The organism is Agarivorans sp. D1326 (assembly GCF_056958115.1).
Window position 1 is genome coordinate 119,445 of the sequence record NZ_JBTWEN010000010.1, and the last position, 20,949, is coordinate 140,393.

Annotated in this window: 16 protein-coding genes; 8 read left to right on the plus strand and 8 right to left on the minus strand. The window is 46.5% G+C overall.

From position 1 onward, the window contains the following. The first annotated feature begins 224 nt into the window (after nt 1–224). On the plus strand, nt 225–2,939 hold the full coding sequence (locus ACYFDN_RS17915; RefSeq protein WP_483512184.1) for a bifunctional acetate--CoA ligase family protein/GNAT family N-acetyltransferase: 2,715 nt from the start codon (nt 225–227) through the stop codon (nt 2,937–2,939). A gap of 290 nt (nt 2,940–3,229) precedes the next feature. Here the strand turns inward: ACYFDN_RS17915 and ACYFDN_RS17920 are convergent, their stop codons facing one another. The 3 genes from ACYFDN_RS17920 to ACYFDN_RS17930 form a co-directional block, all read right to left on the minus strand. Beyond that, on the minus strand, nt 3,230–4,042 hold the full coding sequence (locus ACYFDN_RS17920) for an N-acetyl-ornithine deacetylase (RefSeq protein WP_483512186.1): 813 nt from the start codon (nt 4,040–4,042) through the stop codon (nt 3,230–3,232). Between the two features lie 125 nt (nt 4,043–4,167). Beyond that, nucleotides 4,168–4,860: a hypothetical protein gene (locus tag ACYFDN_RS17925; protein ID WP_483512188.1), complete on the minus strand. Its 693-nt coding sequence runs from the start codon at nt 4,858–4,860 to the stop codon at nt 4,168–4,170. An 88-nt stretch (nt 4,861–4,948) separates the two neighbouring features. After that, complete coding sequence (locus ACYFDN_RS17930) at nt 4,949–5,851, minus strand: LysR family transcriptional regulator (protein WP_483512190.1); 903 nt, start codon at nt 5,849–5,851, stop codon at nt 4,949–4,951. A 228-nt stretch (nt 5,852–6,079) separates the two neighbouring features. On the opposite strand from ACYFDN_RS17930, the gene ACYFDN_RS17935 reads away from it, so the two are divergent. The 4 genes from ACYFDN_RS17935 to ACYFDN_RS17950 are packed head-to-tail and all read left to right on the plus strand — an operon-like array spanning nt 6,080 to nt 11,862. Then, complete coding sequence (locus ACYFDN_RS17935) at nt 6,080–6,853, plus strand: (Fe-S)-binding protein (RefSeq protein WP_483512192.1); 774 nt, start codon at nt 6,080–6,082, stop codon at nt 6,851–6,853. Continuing rightward, the gene (locus ACYFDN_RS17940) at nt 6,850–8,313 is read left to right on the plus strand and encodes a LutB/LldF family L-lactate oxidation iron-sulfur protein (RefSeq protein WP_483512193.1); all 1,464 of its coding nucleotides are present in this window, start codon (nt 6,850–6,852) and stop codon (nt 8,311–8,313) included. Before ACYFDN_RS17935 ends, ACYFDN_RS17940 begins: the two co-directional genes overlap by 4 nt. Beyond that, nucleotides 8,313–8,978 carry a LutC/YkgG family protein gene (locus tag ACYFDN_RS17945; protein WP_483512194.1) on the plus strand — a complete coding sequence of 222 codons (666 nt, stop codon included), beginning with the start codon at nt 8,313–8,315 and terminating at the stop codon, nt 8,976–8,978. Before ACYFDN_RS17940 ends, ACYFDN_RS17945 begins: the two co-directional genes overlap by 1 nt. A gap of 55 nt (nt 8,979–9,033) precedes the next feature. Next, nucleotides 9,034–11,862 carry an FAD-binding and (Fe-S)-binding domain-containing protein gene (locus tag ACYFDN_RS17950; protein WP_483512196.1) on the plus strand — a complete coding sequence of 943 codons (2,829 nt, stop codon included), beginning with the start codon at nt 9,034–9,036 and terminating at the stop codon, nt 11,860–11,862. A gap of 27 nt (nt 11,863–11,889) precedes the next feature. Here ACYFDN_RS17950 and ACYFDN_RS17955 read toward each other — a convergent pair whose 3' ends face one another. The 5 genes from ACYFDN_RS17955 to ACYFDN_RS17975 all read right to left on the minus strand — a co-directional run bounded on the left by ACYFDN_RS17955 (nt 11,890) and on the right by ACYFDN_RS17975 (nt 17,645). After that, on the minus strand, nt 11,890–13,701 hold the full coding sequence (locus ACYFDN_RS17955) for an ABC transporter ATP-binding protein/permease (RefSeq protein ID WP_483512197.1): 1,812 nt from the start codon (nt 13,699–13,701) through the stop codon (nt 11,890–11,892). 195 nt (nt 13,702–13,896) lie between these two features. After that, nucleotides 13,897–14,424 carry a hypothetical protein gene (locus ACYFDN_RS17960; protein ID WP_483512198.1) on the minus strand — a complete coding sequence of 176 codons (528 nt, stop codon included), beginning with the start codon at nt 14,422–14,424 and terminating at the stop codon, nt 13,897–13,899. A gap of 202 nt (nt 14,425–14,626) precedes the next feature. Continuing rightward, entirely contained in the window at nt 14,627–15,184 is a 558-nt protein-coding gene (locus tag ACYFDN_RS17965) for a VC2662 family protein (protein ID WP_483512199.1), read from the minus strand. 150 nt (nt 15,185–15,334) lie between these two features. Next, the gene (locus tag ACYFDN_RS17970) at nt 15,335–16,576 is read right to left on the minus strand and encodes a cytochrome-c peroxidase (protein WP_483512201.1); all 1,242 of its coding nucleotides are present in this window, start codon (nt 16,574–16,576) and stop codon (nt 15,335–15,337) included. Nucleotides 16,577–16,700: 124 nt separating this feature from the next. Beyond that, the gene (locus tag ACYFDN_RS17975; RefSeq protein WP_472588873.1) at nt 16,701–17,645 is read right to left on the minus strand and encodes an AraC family transcriptional regulator; all 945 of its coding nucleotides are present in this window, start codon (nt 17,643–17,645) and stop codon (nt 16,701–16,703) included. Between the two features lie 134 nt (nt 17,646–17,779). Between ACYFDN_RS17975 and ACYFDN_RS17980 the strand changes: the two genes are divergently transcribed. From ACYFDN_RS17980 to ACYFDN_RS17990, 3 genes are all read left to right on the plus strand, one after another. Next, nucleotides 17,780–18,601, plus strand: a complete 822-nt coding sequence (locus tag ACYFDN_RS17980; protein WP_483512202.1) for an NAD(P)H-binding protein — start codon at nt 17,780–17,782, stop codon at nt 18,599–18,601. A gap of 165 nt (nt 18,602–18,766) precedes the next feature. Then, complete coding sequence (locus ACYFDN_RS17985) at nt 18,767–19,348, plus strand: SCO family protein (protein WP_483512203.1); 582 nt, start codon at nt 18,767–18,769, stop codon at nt 19,346–19,348. Further along, nucleotides 19,345–20,844, plus strand: a complete 1,500-nt coding sequence (locus ACYFDN_RS17990) for a methyl-accepting chemotaxis protein (RefSeq protein ID WP_221074363.1) — start codon at nt 19,345–19,347, stop codon at nt 20,842–20,844. The genes ACYFDN_RS17985 and ACYFDN_RS17990 overlap by 4 nt, the downstream gene beginning before the upstream one ends. Nucleotides 20,845–20,949: the final 105 nt, after the last annotated feature.

The window sequence follows — 20,949 nt, forward strand, 5'->3', positions numbered from 1 at the left end:
ACCAGGGTGACTTTGAATTAATTGTAGTTGTAATGTTGCTCAATAGTCGTATTTTTTGTGGGTAATTAGATTATAAGGTCTCTAGTTACTCTATTATTCAGCTCACGCTTACTACTACCTTGGTCTAGCGATGTAAATTGTGTGAACAATGAATACTTTAGTCTTAGTCGATACACGTTACACTTGAGCATAATTGCTTAAGTTCAGCCAAAGAGATCCCGCTAATGAGTCAACGCAAGCTGCATGATTTGTTTTCGCCAAAGTCTATCGCGGTTATTGGTGCATCTAATCGTGCCTCACGACCTGGCAATGTGGTAATGAAAAACCTAATGAGCGCCGGCTTTAATGGTCCTGTTATGCCGGTGAGCCCTAAATATAAAGCGGTGTTAGGTGTACTGGCTTATCCCAGTATCGAGAAGCTCCCTCAGCGCCCAGACCTCGCCATTATTTGTGTAAACGCTAGCCGTTTGCCAGAGGTTGTGGAAAAGCTTGGCCAATTTGGCTGCAAAGCCGCCATTATTACAGCCGGCGGTTTAGATATTAAATTAGACGGCCAAGAGCAAACTATTGCTGAACAGGTTCTGGCCTTTGGCCAGCGTTACGGCATGCGTATTTTAGGGCCAAACAGCTTAGGCTTAATGCTACCTAATATTGGATTAAATGCCTCATTCGCTCACGCCAATAGCCAGCCAGGCAAGATAGCCTTTGTGTCGCAATCTGCTGCTGTGTGCACAACCGTGCTCGATTGGGCAAACAACAAGGGCATTGGCTTCTCCTCCTTTATCTCATTGGGAGATGCCTTAGATATCGACTTTGGCGAACTGCTCGACTTCTTATCCAGAGATGCCAAAACCCAAGTGATTATGCTGTATATCGATTCGGTGAAGGATACCCAGCGCTTTATGTCGGCGGCTCGAGCTGCCTCTCGCAATAAAGCCATATTGGTGATTAAGTCCGGCCGCAGCCGTTTAGGCGCTCAAGCGGCAGCCCTACATACCGGCGGACTAGTGGGTAACGACGCGGTTTACGACGCGGCGTTTAAGCGTGCTGGTATGTTACGGGTAAAAGACCTACATGAGCTGTTTGCTGCGGTAGAGACGCTGACTTACGCCAACCCTTTGCAGGGTGAGCGCTTAGCTATTTTAAGCAATGGCGGTGGGCCAGCAGTGCTGGCGGTAGATGCTTTAATGGAGCGCGGGGGGAAACTGGCAGAGTTCTCAGAGGATACTTTGGCTAAGCTGTCTGAGGTGCTACCCAGCGCTTGGTCAGGGCAGAACCCCTTAGATATTGTTGGCGACGCCGACCCAAGTCGCTATGCCAAAGCCTTAGACATAGTTGCAAGCTCAGGCGAAGCAGACGCATTGCTGTTAATGCACGCACCTTCGGCGCTGGCGGGGGCAGAGTCCACCGCCGATGCTTTAATTAATGTGATCAAGCAAGATAGCAAGGCGCGTCGCCTTAATATACTTACTAATTGGATGGGGGAAGAAACCGCTTATTCTGGTCGGCTGGCCTTCACTAAAGCAGGCATTCCTACCTACCGCACCCCCGAAGGGGCTGTGGGAGCATTCATGCATATGGTTGAGTTTCGTCGCAACCAAAAATTGTTGTCAGAAACCCCCAGCACTACCGACAAAACCTTGGTTGATCAAGATGCTAAGCAGTTGCTCCAGCAAGCGATTGCTAAAGATATTTTTGTGCTGGAAACTCATGATGCCAAGCCCTTGTTGCATGCCTATGGCTTGCAAACTATCGATACTTGGTTTGTGCACAATGTTGAAGAAGCCATTAGTTGCGCCGACACCATTGGCTACCCGGTAGCCTTAAAAATTCAGTCGCCCGATATACTGCACAAATCTGATGTGCATGGGGTGAGCTTAAATATTAATAACCAGCATGAGCTAGAAATAGCCGCAGAATCGATGCTCGACAGGGTCAAGCAAGCCTATCCACAAGCCAAGGTTGAAGGCATGATCCTGCAACGAATGGCCTTAACTGCTGGCGCACAAGAGCTGCGTGTGGCAGTAATTAATGACCCAGTATTTGGCCCTGCTATTTTCTTGGGCGAAGGTGGCTCTGAGTGGGACGAAACCCAAGATGCAGCGGTGGCCCTGCCGCCACTTAATATGAGTTTGGCGCGTTATTTAGTTATTTCGGCACTTAAAGCAGAAAAAATACGAGACAGGCGCTTGCCTAACGGATTGAAAATGCAGGCGCTCTGCAGCATGTTAACTCGGCTATCAAACTTGATTATCGATTGCCCAGAGATTGCCCGCTTAGATCTCAATCCGGTGCTGGCTGCTGGCGATAACATTACCTTGCTTGACGTGAATATGCGTTTGCAAAAAAACGATCAGCGCTCAAGCCAGCGCCTTGCCATTCGCCCTTACCCCAAAGAGCTGGAAGAGTATTGCCAGACCAAAAGTGGTACAAAGGTATTACTTCGCCCAATTTTGCCAGAAGACGAGCCTAACCACTTAGCCTTCGATTCATCACTTACCGAAGAAGATCGCTATAAGCGTTACTTTGGCGCACGTGGCCAAATGACCCATGAAGAAATGGCTTTGCTCACTCAAATTGATTACGCCCGAGAAATGGCCTTTATTGCGGTAGATGAGCAAGCCGAAGACGACCGGATGATACTAGGAGTAGTGCGCGCCAGCATCGATCCCGACAACTTGGATGCCGAGTTTGCTATGGTGGTGAGAAGCGACTTGCAAGGGCAAGGTTTAGGTAAACATTTGCTGCAAAAGATGATTCGCTACTATCAACAAATGGGCACCCAAACCTTAAGTGGCATGACCATGATCCAAAATCGCGGCATGGCGGGTTTAGCCAAACACCTTGGTTTTAAGGTGAAGTTTGAACTGGAAGATGGGGTAATTGAAATGCAGCTTGAGCTACAAAACAATCCCCCAGCAGAGGCTAAGGTCTGTTGATCTTTGATCTTTGATCTTTGATCTTTGATGTTGAAATGTTGTTCGAGATAAGCGGGCTTTAATCGCGGCGAGCACTTAGAAGCCTAGTGGGCTAAGCAAGAAGTGCTTAACAAAGAGTAAAGTTCGCTTATCCGAACCTTTCGGGCAGCATTTCTTAGCCATTTATTCAGCGTTAGCGAGTGATTATTAAGCCCACTTAACTGCACACTCACTGCCTTGCCTAAATGGCTAATAAATAACTGCAAAAACCATCAGCAAAGATCAACAGACCCTAGTTAGCGGCTATTTAGTTATTGGCTTGAAATAACAAACTTTTGCATCACAGCGCAGTTAGCATTAATGCGCTGGTCAAAATCTTCTAGTGCAGGGGTTTCGCTGCACGCGCCGCGTTTAGCGCCAATGCGCACTAAGCAAGATTCAAAGGAGCTGTCGTAATGGTTGTGAATCAAACCATTGTCCAGTGGGCAACCGTCAATGCTGTTGTCCTCGGCCACCTTAAAGTACTGCGCTAAACTATCTCGCAAACCTAGGCTAAAAGGCCCTGCATCTAGCTCTGGTTCAAAAGAATACACATAGCAGTGGTGTTGCAATACATCTTCGTGGCAGGTCAGTATGCCGTCACTGCTTAGTGCCTTTAGCAGCGCTTGTTGCTTAATAAGCAGCTTGCCTTCTTTAGAGCTTTCTTCGGTTTCAATTGCGGTGCCGTCGGCTACTCCAAAACCGCGATTGGGGTTTTCGCCATATTGATTAAAGCGATGTCCGGCTTTAAATCCAGTAGGGTTCACTAGCGGCAATAGGCTTAGGTTTACTGATAGAAATACATCATCGTTAAGCTGGCTAAGAAACTTTAGCATTCCCCATGGTCCAGCTGCTTCTTCTCCATGAAAGCCCGCGCTAATAAGAATATTAGGTAAATGTTGCTTGGGCGCCGCAGAGCGATATAAATCAACAGGGTAGCTTTCAATTTTACCAAGTGTTTGCTGTTGCATGCCTAAACGCTGCATTTGTTCATGAAGTAATGAATAGAATCTATCGATGTCATTGCTGGCACAGCCAAACTGCTGAGACTGCCAATGAAACTGTTGGAATGAAGAACGGCTCAAAACCTAAGCTCCTGCATGGTTAAGTGATTGCTTAAACGAACACTACCAGTACTTTTGCTTAGGCTCTAGTCTTGAGCAGTATTTACTTGTTTTTCTAAAAGGAATTAGCGCTTTAGCTTAAGTGTTTAATCGTCGTCATTGTCGGGGTGAAGGCTTACTACTTCGGCGAGTTCTTGTTGAAACAAATCGGCAATAGCGTGATGTTTTTCATTCAAGTAAAAGTAGCTAGTTATGGTAATGAAGGGTTCATTAAAGCAAGGTTTTATTAGCGCCTGGTCGGTTTCATCAAGCAAAAACTCTACGGAGCGTTTGGTTGCTGGGAAGTAATCTGCGCGGCCGCGGCGAAGCATTTCCACCATTATGTGCGGGGTAGCTACTTTCTCAAACCCCATTTCTGATAATTGATAAAAGATATCAAAGTAGGGTATTCCATTTAAACCTACCGGCTTAAAGTTACTGAGCTGGTTTGGGTCATTCACGCAGTTTTGGTCGTGCGGAACCCAAATCCATAATGATGAGCTCTCGATGGGCACATCTATTTTTATCATGTGGCTGGAATCACGAGTAGGAATTTCGTAGGGGAAAGCCTCGCCGTCTAACTCACCATTTTGCACTAAGCGGTGGGCGCGCGCTTCCGGCAGAGGGATAAGCTCCAGCTCAATATCTATTTGCGCGGCGGCTTCTACTAAATAATCTAAACCTGGCTCATCTTCGCCGGAGTCTAGGTCGTAGTCGAGCACGGCTACTTTCATCAATGCCGCTGCATTAATGAAAAAAGGCGTGAACAAAAAGCTTAGTATTAACAATCGAGTTGGCATTATTACTCAAGCGTTTTATTGGCTTAAGCAAAGTATAGAGGGCATTTTAATAACGCTGGTTGTTATTTGATCATTTTGTGCTTAATGCCTAAAAATACTCCGAAATGGCTAGGTAGTGCTGCCGAATATGTTCAATCAGCAATTTGATTTTTTTCGGCTGCTGGCGGGTAAAAGGGTACATGGCGTAAATGCCTAGCACCTTTGCAGCTTGGTCTGTTAGCACTTCTTGTAAGTCTTGTTTGGCTAAATCTTGGTACACCAAACAACGAGGCACATAAATTAAACCATGCCCAGCTAACGCGGTTTTGCGTAATGCTCGTGCGTTATTGGTGCTAAAGCCGCTGTTAATGCGAATGGCCTGAGTATTCTCTCCAACCTTAAATAGCCAGTCTTCGGCACCACCTTCTTGATAGCTATAACTTAGGCAGCGATGTTGTTTAAGCTCATCTGGGGCTTTGGGAGTGCCATGCTGTTTTAAGTAAGCTGGGCTGGCTACCACCACCCAATGCGAGTCGATAATATGTCTGGCAATTAATGATGAGTCAGGCAAGCTACCGGTGCGAATCACTAAATCAAAACCATCTTCTAGCAAGTCAACAAAGCGATTATCCATCGACATCTCAATGCTAATTTCAGGATGTTGTTCGCTAAATGCTGCTAAGGCTTCGGCAAGTAGCAGTTCTCCCGAGATAGTTGGCACACTAATGCGGATCTTGCCGCTTAGGCTTTCGCCATATTCGCCTACTTCAGCGAAGGCTTCTTGTGCACTAAGCGCAATGTGTTTGGCTTGGCTATATAGTGCTTGGCCGGCTTCGGTGAGTGTGAGTTTTCGGGTAGTGCGATAGAGCAGTTGTACCGCCAGTTGCTGCTCTAAACGAGCCACGCGCTTGCTCACTACCGAATTAGTTAACTCGCGCTGTTCTGCGACCCGAGAGAACGAGCCTTGCTCAACCACGTCGGCAAATAAAATCAAATCATCTACATTTGGCATATTTTGGAAATAATTAATTTCTTTGTTTCTATATATGGATAAATCACCAGGGTGTAAAGTAAATGTTAATTAAAAGTGTGATTTTAGCTAAGGCTTGCTTGGTACTTCACGGTTTACTTGCACTAAGGTCTGATTTCCGCTGGAGCAGGATTAACTAAAATCAAAGCTGAAATGCTAAACCTTGTTTTATAGCTGGTTGTTTATTAGTAAGGGAAAGGGATGAGTCAAATGGGATTAAGGATATACCCCAGCAAACCCAGTAAGGTGTATTTTTACGCAACTTGCTTGCTAGACCTGCTCGATCCCGATGGAGGCATTGCCGCCATAGAGCTAATTGAACGAGAAGGGGTAGAGGTTATTTGGGTAGAAAAACAAAGCTGCTGTGGCCAACCTGCCTATACATCTGGTTACCAAGAACAAGCAAAAACCGTCGCCTTAAGCCAAATGGGGCTATTTCCCGAAGATTATCCAATAGTCGTGATGTCGGGTTCTTGTGCCGGAATGATGTTTAAACACTATCCCCACTTATTTGCTAATGATGATATTTACGCCGACCAAGCGGAAGCATTTGCTGAACGGGTTTTTGAGTTTAGCGAATTTTTAGCCCATATTTGCCGGGCAAAATTACACGACCAAGGGCCCTTAACCTCGGTTGTGTTACACACCTCTTGCAGCGGACGAAGGGAGTTGGGGATCCATGCCAGTTCGCAAGCTTTGCTGTCTCAGCTAGATAAAGTAGAACTTAAAAGAGCCGAATACGAAAGCGAATGTTGTGGTTTTGGCGGCAGTTTCTCGCTGCGCCATAGCGAGATAAGCCAAGTCATGGTGGAAGACAAAGCCAGACATTTGCAAGGCTCTGGTGCCAGTTATTTAGTGAGTGCCGATTGGGGCTGCTTAACTAACATTAATGGACATTTGGCCTATCGAGGAGAAGCCAGTCGCTTTAACGGCCAGCACCTCGCGAGCTTTTTATGGCAACGTACCAAGGGAGCTAAAGCATGAGTGTACAGCATTACCAAGCGAGCCAGTTTAAACAACAAGCTAGCGATGCCTTAGCCAATCAAACCCTACGCAGTAACTTTCGCGGTGCTATGGATTATTTGCAACAAAAGCGCAAAGACGCGTTTAGCGATCCGCAAGAGCTTGCACAATTGCGTGAACACGCCGAGAACATTCGCCAACGCTGTTTAAGCAAGTTACCGCAGCTACTAGAGCAGTTAGAGGAAAACTGCCAAGCCAATGGCATACAAGTGCATTGGGCCGAAGATGCCAAGCAAGCTCAACAGTTAATTGCCGAGTTAATTCAAAGCCAAGGCGCTACTAAGGTCGTTAAAGGCAAATCCATGGTGACAGAGGAGATCGAGCTTAACCAACATCTAGAAGGCCTAGGCATTGAATGCGTAGAGAGCGATATGGGTGAGTACATTGTGCAGCTGGCCAAAGAAACGCCCTCTCACATTATCATGCCGGCCATTCACAAAAATAAGCAGCAAGTAGCCGATTTATTTCAGCAACATATTAAAGACTTTGATTACACCTTATCGGTAGACAAGTTAATCCAAACCGGCCGCGAGGCCTTGCGCACAAAGTTTAAGCAAGCAGAAGTGGGCATATCTGGGGTGAACTTTGCGGTGGCTGAAACGGGCACCTTATGTTTGGTTGAAAATGAAGGTAATGGCCGCATGACCACTACCGTGCCACCAGTGCATATTGCGGTTACTGGTATTGAGAAGGTGGTGGAGTTTTTAAGTGATGTGCCACCACTATTTAGCATTTTAACTCGCTCGGCGACTGGCCAGCATATTACCACTTACTTCAATATGATCTCTGGTCCACGACGTGCGCCAGAGCGAGACGGGCCAAACGAAGTGCATTTGGTATTGCTCGATAATGGTCGCTCACAAGCCTATGCCGACGAAGCCTTGCGTAAAACCCTGCAGTGTATTCGCTGTGGTGCCTGTATGAACCATTGCCCAGTTTATACCCGTGTTGGTGGCCATGCCTACGGCACCACTTACCCAGGCCCTATTGGGAAAATAATCTCGCCCCATTTACAGGGTTTAGCGCAAACCAGTGACCTGGTAACCGCCTCAAGCTTGTGTGGTGCCTGTGAAGAGGTGTGTCCGGTTAAGATCCCCATTCCTAGTTTGTTGCAGCGCTTGCGCCACGATGCAAAGCTGCCTGCTGCCGAGCAGACTCCAAGTTTGAAAGGGCAAGCGAGCGCCGCTAGTTGGCCAGAGCACACCGCGTGGCGGATGTGGGCTTGGTTGAGTACTCATCCTAGTATCTACAATTGGGCTATGGCTGTTGGTGTAAAGCTTGCCAAATATTTGCCTATGCCAATGGGAGAGTGGACGCGTTGTCGTAATAAACCTGAGTTAGCCAGCCAAACCTTTCACCAAACAATGAAGCGCCGCGCTAGCAAGTCGGTAACTCGTTCAGCAACTGGAGGAGCACGCTAATGGCGGTGAGTAACTCAAATGCCAAGCAAAACATTATGCAGCGCTTGGCCGCAGTTTCGGCCTTAGCGCCAACAAACCAAACCAGTGCTAATGCCTGGCAGGCTTCTACACCAGAGCAGGCTTTAGCCCGTTTTGAACAAAGCTTAATGGCCGCCCATGCTGATGTAATTATTCTAGAAAATTCCAAGCAATTATCAGCTTGTTTGCTGGAGTTACAGCAACAGCACCAATGGCAAACTGCGCTATGTGGGGAAGACGGCGAATGGAGCAAAGCTTTTAGTTTAGCGCTTGCAGAACACTTACAACTAAACCACTTTTTGCAGCCTTTTGAGCAGCTTAAAACTGCCTTGTTTGATAGTACCGATGTCACTTTTACTGGCTGTGCAGCCGGCATTGCCGATACCGGCACTTTAGTGCTTAAACCCAGTGCCGATGAGCCCCGTAGTTTATCGCTGATTGCGCCGTGTCATGTGGCTGTGATTAAAGCCAGCCAAATTGTCGATAATTTTAGCCAATTAATCAGCGAGCAACATTGGCATAAAGGATTGCCAAGTAACGTAGTGCTGATATCGGGGCCCTCGAAAACCGCCGATATTCAGCAAACCTTAGCTTACGGTGCACACGGCCCCAGCCAGCTAATTGTGATTGTGATAAGTGGCGAGTAGCCGAGATTAAACCAATTTGTTAACACCAAGTAGAAGCAGTGGAGCAGCCAAAAACATGCCTCAAACACATAACGAGTTAGACGGACCTTACCAACAATTGTTTGAGCACTTGTCACTTACGCTTGCTCCCGAGCAGCTAATGACCAGTGAAGCGCAAACTTTAGCTTATGGAACCGACGCCAGTTTTTACCGCCTAATTCCGCAGCTGGTGGTTAAAGTTAACACCTTAGAGCAACTGCAACTAGTAATGGCCAGCTGTGCTAATTTGCAGCTGCCTTATACTTTTCGTGCTGCAGGCACCAGTTTGTCGGGGCAAGCGATCAGTGATTCTGTGCTTATTCTGCTTAGTGATGATTGGCGCTCTCATAAAATATTGGATAATGGCAACAAGATTAGCCTGCAGCCAGGGGTGATAGGCGCCGACGCCAACCGTTATTTAGCCCCTTTTCAGCGAAAAATAGGCCCTGATCCGGCTTCGATTAATGCCTGTAAAATTGGTGGTATTGCGGCCAATAATGCCTCGGGCATGTGTTGTGGCACTGCTCAAAACTCTTATCACACTATGGCATCTATTACCTTGGTACTTACCGACGGTACGGTGCTTAATACCGGTGACCCACAAAGTGTGGCGGCCTTTAAGCAAAGCCACGCTAGCTTGTTAGAACAGCTGAGCGAGTTAGCTCAAACCACCCAACAAAACACCGCTTTAGCCGACAAAATTCGCCATAAATATCGACTAAAAAACACCACGGGTTATAGCTTAAACGCGCTGGTGGACTTTACCGACCCCTTCGATATTTTACAGCACTTGATGATTGGCTCAGAGGGTACCTTGGCCTTTATCGCTGAGCTCACCTACAACACTGTAGTGGAGCATCCGCATAAAGCTTCAACGTTGTTGGTGTTCGAAAATAGTGATGTGGCCTGTAAAGCGGTAGAAGTATTAGCCAAGCAAGCGGTTGCGGCAGTGGAGTTAATGGATGGCCGCGCGCTAGCATCAGTGGCTAACCAAGCGGGTATGCCCAAGTTTATCGCCGACCTAGATAATCAAGCCTGCGCTTTACTAGTGGAAACGCGTGGTAGCCAAGCCGATGAATTAAGCCAATTATGTCAACAAGTGATGGACAGTTTGCTTAATTTCCCCCGCATCGGTGAGGTTGCGTTTACCACTAAATCTTCAGAAACGGCTGCCTTGTGGGCCATTCGCAAAGGTATGTTTCCTGCTGTGGGCGCAGTGCGAGAAACCGGCACAACGGTAATTATCGAAGATGTGGCTTTTCCAGTAGAGCGCCTAGCCAATGGCGTGAACGAGCTGCAAGCATTGTTCACCAAACATGGTTATCACGAAGCGATTATTTTTGGCCACGCCTTAGCAGGTAACCTGCATTTTGTATTTACCCAAGGCTTCGAAGACCCGGATGAAGTGGCGCGCTATGGCCGTTTTATGGATGAAGTAAGCCAGCTGGTGGCGGTTAAATATCAAGGCTCTCTAAAAGCCGAGCATGGCACTGGCCGCAACATGGCGCCTTTTGTTGAGCTAGAGTGGGGCGCCGAGGGCATTGCGCTCATGCAACAAATTAAGCAACTGTTTGACCCACAAGGTTTGCTTAATCCCGGCGTTATTCTTAATGATGATAGCCAAGCCCACTTAGCAAACTTAAAACCGATGCCAGCCGCCGACGACCTAGTGGATAAGTGTATTGAGTGCGGCTTTTGTGAACCGGTTTGTCCCTCGCGCAGCTTAAGCTTGAGCCCGCGGCAACGCATTGTTCTGTACCGAGAGTTAAGCGAATTACGCCGAACTGGCGACAAACCTCTGCGCTTGGCCGAGCTAGAAAAAGACTTTAAGTACCAAGGCGTTGATACCTGTGCTGCAGTAGGCTTGTGTGCTGATCGTTGTCCTGTTGGCATTAACACCGGCGATTTAGTGCGTAAACTGCGCGAAAAACACTATGCCAAACATCAAAATATCGCTCGCTGGACAGCGGAGCATTTTTCTAGCGTAGCCACAATGACACGTTTAGGTTTAGGCACGGCAGAGCTTGGCCATAAAATACTGGGCGACAAAGCCCTAGGTGCCATTAGTAAAGGCATTACTAAGGTATCGACGGGTAAGGTGCCTACTTGGAACCCTAGTTTTCCGCGTCGGGCCAAGTATCAACCACCTCAAGCGCGCTTTCATAAACAAAAGGTGGTGTATATTCCGTCTTGTGCCTCGCGCACTATGGCACCGCCCGCTGATGCTATCGACCCACGCCCTTTGCTGGAAGTGACTTGCAGTGTGCTAGAAAAAGCTGGCTATGAAGTGCTTATTCCCGGTAATGGTGACGAGCTATGTTGCGGGATGCCTTATCACAGTAAAGGCATGTTTGATCTTGCTAGCAGTAAATCACAGCAATTAGAAGACACTATATGGCAGTTAAGTGAACATGGCCGTTGGCCAGTACTCATGGACACTAGCCCTTGTGCTAAACGCAGTAAAGAACAGTTTGAGCGTGATCTGGATATTCACGAACCCATTGGTTTTATTCACCAGCACGCGCTAGACAAGTTAGAGATTGCCCAACTTGATGAACCGGTTATGCTGCACCTAACTTGTAGTTCACGGCGAATGGACATGCACGACCCCTTGCTAAGCATTGCCAAGCGCTGCGCCAAGCAAGCGATATTGCCTGAGCATATCTATTGCTGCGGCTGGGCAGGCGACAAAGGCTTTACCACTCCCGAGTTAAACCAAGCCGCGCTAGCCCCACTTAAAGCACAAGTACCAGAAGGCTGCAGCCGTGGCTACAGCAATAGCCGAACCTGCGAAATAGGCTTATCACAACACAGCGGTGTGGTGTATCAATCGATATTGTATTTGGTAGATGAGGTGAGTTTGTGAAACTCTTTGGGGCTATGTCTTAAAAGACTAAGAATTGTGCTTAAACTGCAACTCTACTAAGCGTTGATATAGCGGGCAGCTTTGCAGCAGAGATTGGTGATCGCCAACATCAATTAAGCGGCCTTGGTCCATTACTGCGATTTTGTTGGCGTGCTGAATGGTTGAGAGGCGGTGAGCAATAATTAAGGTGGTTCGCTTATTCATTAACTCTTGCAGGGCTTGCTGAACGTGGTGTTCGCTTTCGCTGTCTAGGGCGCTGGTGGCTTCGTCCAGCAACAATATACTTGGGTTCTTTAATATGGCTCTGGCGATAGCAATGCGCTGGCGTTGGCCGCCAGATAATCGCACGCCTCGCTCGCCCAAAAAGCTGTTATAGCTTTGTGGTAATTGGCTAATAAACTCATGGGCGTGGGCTTTTTTAGCTGCTTCTATTACTTGTTCGTCGCTGGCATCGGGATTGCCATAACGAATGTTGTGGAATACGTCGCTGCTAAACAGGGCTGGGTGTTGTGGCACTAAGGCCATGTGTTGGCGCAGCGATGCTGGTTCTAGTTGGCGAATGTTTACGCCGCCTAAACTTACTTCGCCTATTTGCGGGTCGTAAAAGCGTTGCAGTAGTTCGAACAGGGTGGTTTTACCAGCGCCCGATGGCCCAACTAGTGCCAGTACTTTGCCTTTATCTGCCTTTAATGTGAGTTGCTCTGTTGCTGCAATATCGGGCTTAGAAGGGTAGTGAAATGTGACATCTTTAAAGGCCACTTCGGCGCTTAACCCGTTAGCTGATGCAAGGTCTTGGGTAGGTGCGGTAATGTGGCTTTTTACTTGCAGAATTTCAATCAAGCGCTCGGTGGCACCGGCAGCACGTTGTAATTCGCCTAATACTTCTGAAATGGTCGCTAAGGAAGAGGCAACCATAATGGCATAAAACACAAAGGCGGCTAAATCGCCGGCTGACATTACGCCATTAATTACATCGCTTCCGCCTACCCACAACATGCCGGCAATGGCACTAAATACAATCACGATAACGCCAGAAATTAAGATGGCACGTTGTTTAACTCGCTGTCTGCCTACTTCAAAGGCCTTTTCTACTTCTTTTGAAAACAGCGCACTTTCTTGGGCTTCGTTACTGTAACTCTGTACCGTTTTTATTTGCTCAATGGCTTCGCCTGCGTAGCTGCCTACATCGGCCATTGAGTCTTGGCTTTGGCGTGAGAGGGCTCTAACACGTCGGCCGTAAATCAGGATAGGAACCAAGATAAAGGGCACCGAGGTTAATACAATAAGGGTGAGCTTTATATTGGTGGCAAATAGCATGATTATTGCGCCCACACACATTAAGGCACTGCGCATAGCCATAGAAAATGACGAGCCAATAATGCTTTGCAATAGGGTGGTGTCGGTGGTGATGCGCGACATAATGTCGCCGCTGCCGTTGGTTTCAAAGTAGCTTGGGTGCAAGGTAATTACGTGGTTAAACACTGCTAGCCTTATGTCGGCGCTTACTCGCTCTCCCACCGAAGACACTAAGTAAAAACGAAAAAAGGTGCCAATAGAAATGAGCAGGGTGACCATAAGTATAAATTGAATGGCATTACCCAGTTCTTGTTGCGACTGCTGGGCGAATCCTTCATCAATTAAAATGCGCACCCCGTAACCCACCGAGAGGGTGAGAGAGGCGGTGAAGATTAGCGCAAGTAAAGCCCCAGCCACCTTAACTTTATAGGGGCGAATAAAAGCAGTTAACTCAAACAAAATGCGCAGGTTTTTAGCTTTTTTCTGTGGCTGCGCAGAGTTTGGGTTGGCGTTGTGCGCATGGTTGTTTGTTTGCGTTTGCATTGCTGAGCCTTGGTTGTAGCCAGCGTTTCGCTAACTATTTTGTACTGCGTGTTTAAGCCCAATATAAGCTTGATAGTGCTGCTCATATAACGATGACTTCAAGTGCTTAGAATAGCAAAGCTTAGTCTTTGAAGTGTGTACCAATTGTCACTTTGTAAGTGTTGTTAAGCATGTTTAACAAGGGCGCTTGGCTCTTCACTTTGTGGCGTCTTTAATGGTTTTGTAAACCTTTAGTTGGCAGGCATCACAGCGGGTTTCTAAACCAATGTACAAAGGGCCTTGGCAAAAGTGGCAATGGGCAGCCTTTAGTGGTTCTAGCTTGGCTCGCCGTTGTTTGTGGCTAGGGCGCTTTTTGTGTTTAAGTAACCAAACAAAGCATAAGATGTTGATGGCAAAGCTTAAGCCACGCAGCCACCAAATATAGTCACTGTATTGCGATGCTTCTGGGTCAAATAGTAGGCCGGTTACGATCAGCGAAAATAACAAAATCACCACTTTTGAGACTAATTCATTGGTGTAACGGCTATCGGTTTGATTATTACATTCGCTACAAAGCCAATGCTGCCTTTTGTTTAACGGTAAAATGGGGATCCAAAACAAACCTAGCCAAGCGCGATAACGCCACAGCTCGGCAATCACTGGTTTCTCACAGTAATTACAGTAATCTCGGCTGTAGCCAATCCGTTTGGTGTTTCGTTTCTTAATCCCTAAGTGTAAGTACATGCTGGCCGTTATCCGAGCCTAAGGCGCTTAGTGCTTAGGCAAGTGGGGGGTTGTTTTTAGTTTACACAAGCGTGTATGTTACTGATTGGAATACAAGTAATACAGAATATTATTGGATTATGTGATGTGAAGTTTGCGGAAATAAAAAGGCCAGCAAATAGGCTGGCCTAGGATTAACCTTGGCTTTTAAGCTTTGCAGAGTTTATTTAGCAAAGTTCAAAATTGGGAAGCACTTAAAGAAGCCATTGTCGGCACAGTTGATTAGGCCAATTTGAACACCGTCGATTTCTTTGGTCATGTTAAATACACCTAACTGGAAGTTAGACTTTTCTGAAATGCTGGCCAAGCCTAAGTCTGCTTTGGTGTACCCTTCTGATACGTTTACCGCACTCCAATTTAGGCCGTTTACATCGTTAGTAATGTTTACTGCTGCCAAGTTAACACCGGTAGTTGAGCCGGTATTCCAGTTAAATAAACCTAAAGATGCTCCTTTCATTTCTTCGGTTACTTTAGCGCCACCAAAAAATAGCCCAAAGTTAATGCCGGTGGTGCGCTTGGTTTCAGACATACCTAATACCGAGAAGTCTACACCTCTTACTTCGTCTACTTGACCATGAAGTACTGATAAACGTACGCCGCCAACAGCATCTGAATCAGGCGCGTTGTAACCGTTAATAGTTGAGAACATTACGGGGGATTCGGCAAAGGCAGGAGCAGAAATTAGGGCGCTAAGCGCGATAGCTGAAATGATTCTTTTCAAAGGTAAATCTCCATTAGCCGCATTGGTATTATAAGTTGTTTTACCAAGGCAGTTGTCAATCAATAAGGGCGCGCAGTATATAGCAGTGAGTGATGTTGTGAATACCAAAATGCTTATATCTACAATGCGCACCATGTAAACATTTAGTGCCTAATTAAAAGGGTCACTGTATTTTTCATCGGCCAACATCTCATGGTCGGTAAGGGTATTTAAGAAGGCGATGAGAGCTTGCTTTTCCTCTTCATTAAAGTTGAATTGGAAGGCTTGGCCATTTGAGTCTAAAAGTGGGGCTCTTAGGTTTGGGTGGAGTTGAATACCGTTGCTGTAATGATCTATCACTTGCTCTAAGTTGGCAAAACGGCCGTCGTGCATATAGGGCGGACGAATAGCAATGTTGCGCAGTGAAGGCGCTTTAAATTTTCCGCTGTCGTTGCTGTTGCCGGTTGTTTCTGCAATACCTAAATCATCGGTGGATATCGCATCTAGTCCATTTACCGTGGCGGTAGTTCTAAGCACTGGGCCATTGGGTATTGGGCCTACAAATGCTTCGCTAACATGGCAACCCGCGCAATTGGCACTATCTCCGTTTTCATTTTCTCTCGGTAACAGGAAGAGATCTTTACCAAGGTTTTCTTGGGCGCTAAAACCTGGGAAATCAACACGAGGCGATAGCACCTCACTTCTGGCTACATCATATTTGGCGGTGGTACTTACCATGCTTCTTACAAATTGGGCTAAGGCTTTAGCAATGCGGTCACTGGAAATGCTCTCATCACCAAAGGCATCGTTAAACAGTGCAGGATAGTATGTTTGGTTGGAAACTATTTCTTCTAGCTCTGCGAGGATCAGCCCCATTTCTATTGGATCTTGAAATGGCATAAGCACTTGTTCTTCTAAAGTTGCTGCTCGCTCGTCCCAAAAGAACGTGCCACTAAAGTAAAAACGCGCGTTAACAATACTCATTGAATGACGGCGGGTTAGTTCGCCATCAAAACCAATGCTTTGCACTCGCGGGTCTGAGAAGCCATGTTCCGCCAAGTGACAAGATGCGCAGGCTGTGGTGCCGTTGGCACTTAGCTTTTTATCGTAGAACAGTACTCGGCCTAAGGTGGCGCCAGCATCGGTAACGGGGTTGTCTACTGGTGTATTGTCAAACTCGATGGCCGCATGTTGAAACTGAGATTGCGCCGGAAAGTTGTTTTCAGTGTAGTGAGTGGGTAGGGCAATATTGGCGTAATTAAAATGCGCTTCGGGTAAGTTTAGCGCCGATTCTGGCTCGGTGATAGGAGGGGCAACTTCTGCATTGTCACCACTTGAGCTTGTTTCACCACCGCCACCACAAGCACTGAGTAAAAGTACCAAACCAAGTTGAGTCGTAAACTGTTTTATCATCACTGACGAGTACCTTAAAAATTCCTTTTTTTTAAACTAACAGCTGCAGTGTAAAGATGTGTAAACCTACCTAATCTCTGGCGATAGTGTGAGGTAATACTAGAGTCAACAACCCCTTAATTAGTTAAAGCACTTTACCGGGAGAGACACCAATAACACGCTTAAACGCTCGAGAAAACGCCGCTTCAGAGTTATAGCCGAGCTCTTCGGCCAGTTCTATTAACGGAACATGCTGTTGCTGTAAGCGCTGATGAGCGAGGTTCATTCGCCATTGAGTGAGGTAGTTTTTAACGCTGTTGCCAATGAGTTGGCTAAAGCGGGCAGAAAACCCTGAGCGCGACATACCACATTCTTGGGCTAGGCTTGCCACTGTCCAGCTTTTTTCTGGCTGGTGGTGAATCGCCCGTAAGGCGATGCCTATTTGTTTATCGCGTAATGCTCCCAACCAACCTTCACTGGCTTGTGGCGCTTGTTCAAGCCAATGGCGAATCAGCTGTATCACCAGAATATCGGCCAAGTGGGTAATGATGGTTTCCCCGCCAGGTTTAAGTTGCTGCGCTTCAGCGGTAATAAGGTCAAGGGTACTGGTAAGCCATTGTGGATGTTCTAACTCACTTTGGTGCAGGCTTAATACTGGCGGCAATTGCTGAATGAGTTGTTGCGCCGCCAGCTGGTCGAAGCCAAGCACACCACAGGTTACCTCTGTTAACTCGCCGCTTTGGTTAATCTCTAAGGTTTCGTATCTCTCACTTAGGCGTTTTACCCCAGACTCAAACAGTGGGGTGGGGCTTAGTTGAGGATTGCTCGTTAAGGTATGACCAAGTGTATGCGGTATTAATACCAAACTGCCTTGTTTTAGTTGTTGCGGAGCTTGATTGGCAATACACAACCAGCACTGGCCTTTAGTCACTATGTGAAACATCAACTTGCCAGGCAAAAGCGGCATAGAGATAGACCAGTCCCCGCGCAACACCGAGCGACAATATAAACCGCCATCTACCCGCAGTTGATGCAGCGTTTCTCCCAAAGGGTCGTTAGCAGTAGGAAAAAATACCGGATTGATGGACATAGCCCTTAATCTCGTTAATTTGGACGAATAGTTAAAAATTGTAGCTTTAAGGGCATTAAACATCCAGTTGCTTTATCAAATACTAAATAGGTGATTAACACACTAGGTCTTCAACAGATATTTAGGAGCACAAGATGACAGCAACCACCTTAATTATTGGCGCAAAAGGTAAAACCGGACGTCGCGTAGAATCGTTACTGCAAGCTAAAGGCATAAGTACTCGCGGTGTTTCCCGCTCAAGCTCTACAGCTTTTGATTGGCTCAAACCAGATACTTGGCTAGAGGCAATGCAGGGTTGCGAGTCTGCTTACGTAACTTACCAACCCGATCTGGCGGTTCCAGCTGCCAAACAACACATTGCGGAGTTTATCGTACAGGCTAAAAAAGCCGGCATAAAACACCTAGTGTTGCTATCGGGAAGAGGTGAGCAAGGCGCCAAGCAGGCAGAGCAGCAACTTATTAATAGCGGTTTAAAGTGGAATGTAGTGCGAGCTAGTTGGTTTTCGCAAAACTTTAGCGAGGGCTTTTTAATAGAGTCTGTTTTAGCTGGGCAAGTAGCTTTACCCGCCGCAGACGTGCTCGAACCTTTTGTTGATGTAGACGACATTGCCGAAGTGGCTGTAGCTTGTTTAACTAAACCTGCTTTAGCAAATACTTTGTTTGAAGTAACGGGCCCCGAATTATTAACCCTTCGCGACTGCGTGGCGCAAGTTGCTCAAGCACAAAATAAGCCCATTGAGTTTATCGAAATTAGCGTAAGCCAGTTTGTTGAAGCGCTAAAAAACCAAGGCATGCCAGCAGATATGCTATGGCTAATGAATGAGTTATTCGGGTCGGTAATGGATGGTCGAAATAGCCATTTATGCAAGGGGGTAGAGCAAGCTTTGGGGCGCAAACCTAAATCATTCTCTAGCTATGCAGCGGAAGCTCATGCATCAGGTGCTTGGCAGCTATAGTTTAAATCAGCGTCTCCATTAATAAGCGAATGCAGGGCATTCGCTTTTTCTTTTCTCTATAGCCTTTATTCGCTTGGCTAGTGCCTCGCTAAAAAATGAGAGACAGTTCAAAAACTTGCTTACTGATAACTGGGTCACTAGCTTGGCTGCAACTAAGCTGAAATGATGAACAAGTATCTCGTTAAATTTAGGGCACTTTTACTGTTTGTTTGCCCAGCTATGTTTGCTTTTGCGTTGCCATTTGTAAAACCAGTTTCCCAAACTGGCGATTTTTATGGGCAATTTAGCCAAGCTCAGGCTTACAATATTTTGCTAAATCAACAGGGTGAGCTGAATGATTACCAAGGCAAATATACCTATTTGTTTTTGGGCTTCCAGGGGTGTAGTCAGGCTTGCCCTCGCCAGTTACTCAATCTAGCAGCCTTAGCCGATGAAGCGGCATTACAGGGCGCCCAGTTTTTGTATATTGATTTGGTGATGTCTGCCCCTCAACAGGCCTTTAGCTCTGCGATGTTAAACAAGGTGGAGTTTCGTCAGGTTGCTGACTTTCAACAATCTATCGAGGTTTCACAACGCTTTCCAGGTTACGTCTCAACCAGTTTCGACCAGCAAGTTGTTGACCATTCAGCATACTTGTACCTGCTTAATCCTCTAGGTGAAGTGAGCTTGGTATATACCCAGCAAAACCTTGATATTAGCCAGGTAGTTACCGATTTTAAGTTATTGCAACAAGGTGATTTATTATGATTTCTAACTCTGCACAGCTAGCCGACAAGCAGGTGCTGTATATTCTGTTGGCTCATTTACCGGTAGTAGGGCTGCTGGTACCTATTGGTTACGCAAGCCATTCTTTTGCGCTAACCATGTCGGTGCTCATCTCTATTGTTGCCTTGCTTAACTACACGTATATGCGCGGCACTCGTTTGTCTTCTTGCATAAATGCCATGTTGCTGATGGTGTATTCCATGGTAATGATTCAGGCCCAACTGGGCCGATTAGAAATGCATTTTCATATCTTTGCGGCCTTGGCGTTTGTATTGATCTACAAAGATTGGTTACCGGTGGTGGCTGCAGCGGGTTTAATTGCAGTGCATCACTTGGTGTTTACCGCTTTGCAGCTAAATGATGCGAGCTTGGGCGGTATACCAGTGATTTTATATAGCACCGGTTGCTCCTGGGGAACGGCTTTTGTTCACGCAGCTTTTGTGGTGGTAGAAAGCGGGGTACTGATTTTTTACGCGATCAACATGGCTAAGGATGCGAAGGTATCGAATTCGGTTATTTTGGCCGTCGATAAGTTGGCCGAAAATAAAGACCTTACCGCTACTATTACCAGCAATACTGAGCACCCCACGGTGATTGCATTCAATACTTTAATAACCGAATTCAATGAGCTGTTTAGCGACTTAAAACAATCTATTGTGGATATAAATGATTTAGTGAGTGGGCTAAACCAGCAAAGTAGCGAAACCAAAGAAATTGTTATGCAGCAAATGCAGCAAAGTGATTCTGTCGCTAGCGCCTCTGTGCAGTTATCTCATTCGGCGCGTAACGTGTCTGATAACGCCAGCAATGCGGCAAATGCGGCGGAATCTGTAGAGACGCAAATTCAGTCTGGCTCAAAAGATGTAGATGAATCGGTAGCTGCTACGCAAACATTAAATAGCTTGCTTAGTGATTCGGAAGTTTATACCAGCCAACTAAATGAAAATGTTCAGGGAATTAATGCGGTTATTGAAGTGATTAAAGCGATATCGGAACAAACTAATTTGCTGGCCTTAAATGCAGCCATTGAAGCCGCCCGTGCAGGCGAGTTAGGGCGCGGTTTTGCGGTAGTGGCTGATGAAGTGCGGGCATTGGCAGCTAGAACCCAGCAATCGACTGGAGAGGTTAATCAAATCATCGATACCTTGCAAACTAACGCTTCGCAGGTGGTGGATTCAATGCAAAAAGGGTTGGTGTATTCCGATGAATCTAAAGCCAAAATTGAGTCTGGCGGTAGCACTCTTTCTCAAATTAATCAGAGCGTAAGTGATATGCGCGATGTGAATACCCAAATAGCTAATAGCACCACCGAACAAACCGATGCTTGTAACCAGATAGAACAAAGTATTAATGAGATAAGAGATAAAAACACCGTGTTAATTGAGCAAAGCCAGTTGCTTGCCGACACTGCTGAGAAAGTCGCTAATACCATGCTTTCGCTCGAGCAACGAGTTGCTTTGTATCAAACTCAGAAGTGATTTTATGGCAGGAGGCAAAGCTTAGTCCTTTGCCTTGTTTGCCTTGGTTGGGGCTGCGATTGGATATCAACAGGCTGGTAAAACAATTTACTCAAGTGCAACCAT

Coding starts and splice junctions, on each gene's coding strand:
- ACYFDN_RS17925 (WP_483512188.1), bottom strand. CDS start 4,860: ATGCCAACTCGATTGTTAATACTAAGCTTTTTGTTCACGCCTTTTTTC.
- ACYFDN_RS17970 (WP_483512201.1), bottom strand. CDS start 16,576: ATGATAAAACAGTTTACGACTCAACTTGGTTTGGTACTTTTACTCAGT.
- ACYFDN_RS17945 (WP_483512194.1), top strand. CDS start 8,313: ATGGCGGTGAGTAACTCAAATGCCAAGCAAAACATTATGCAGCGCTTG.
- ACYFDN_RS17950 (WP_483512196.1), top strand. CDS start 9,034: ATGCCTCAAACACATAACGAGTTAGACGGACCTTACCAACAATTGTTT.
- ACYFDN_RS17960 (WP_483512198.1), bottom strand. CDS start 14,424: ATGTACTTACACTTAGGGATTAAGAAACGAAACACCAAACGGATTGGC.
- ACYFDN_RS17975 (WP_472588873.1), bottom strand. CDS start 17,645: ATGTCCATCAATCCGGTATTTTTTCCTACTGCTAACGACCCTTTGGGA.
- ACYFDN_RS17915 (WP_483512184.1), top strand. CDS start 225: ATGAGTCAACGCAAGCTGCATGATTTGTTTTCGCCAAAGTCTATCGCG.
- ACYFDN_RS17930 (WP_483512190.1), bottom strand. CDS start 5,851: ATGCCAAATGTAGATGATTTGATTTTATTTGCCGACGTGGTTGAGCAA.
- ACYFDN_RS17940 (WP_483512193.1), top strand. CDS start 6,850: ATGAGTGTACAGCATTACCAAGCGAGCCAGTTTAAACAACAAGCTAGC.
- ACYFDN_RS17955 (WP_483512197.1), bottom strand. CDS start 13,701: ATGCAAACGCAAACAAACAACCATGCGCACAACGCCAACCCAAACTCT.
- ACYFDN_RS17980 (WP_483512202.1), top strand. CDS start 17,780: ATGACAGCAACCACCTTAATTATTGGCGCAAAAGGTAAAACCGGACGT.
- ACYFDN_RS17985 (WP_483512203.1), top strand. CDS start 18,767: ATGAACAAGTATCTCGTTAAATTTAGGGCACTTTTACTGTTTGTTTGC.
- ACYFDN_RS17935 (WP_483512192.1), top strand. CDS start 6,080: ATGGGATTAAGGATATACCCCAGCAAACCCAGTAAGGTGTATTTTTAC.
- ACYFDN_RS17990 (WP_221074363.1), top strand. CDS start 19,345: ATGATTTCTAACTCTGCACAGCTAGCCGACAAGCAGGTGCTGTATATT.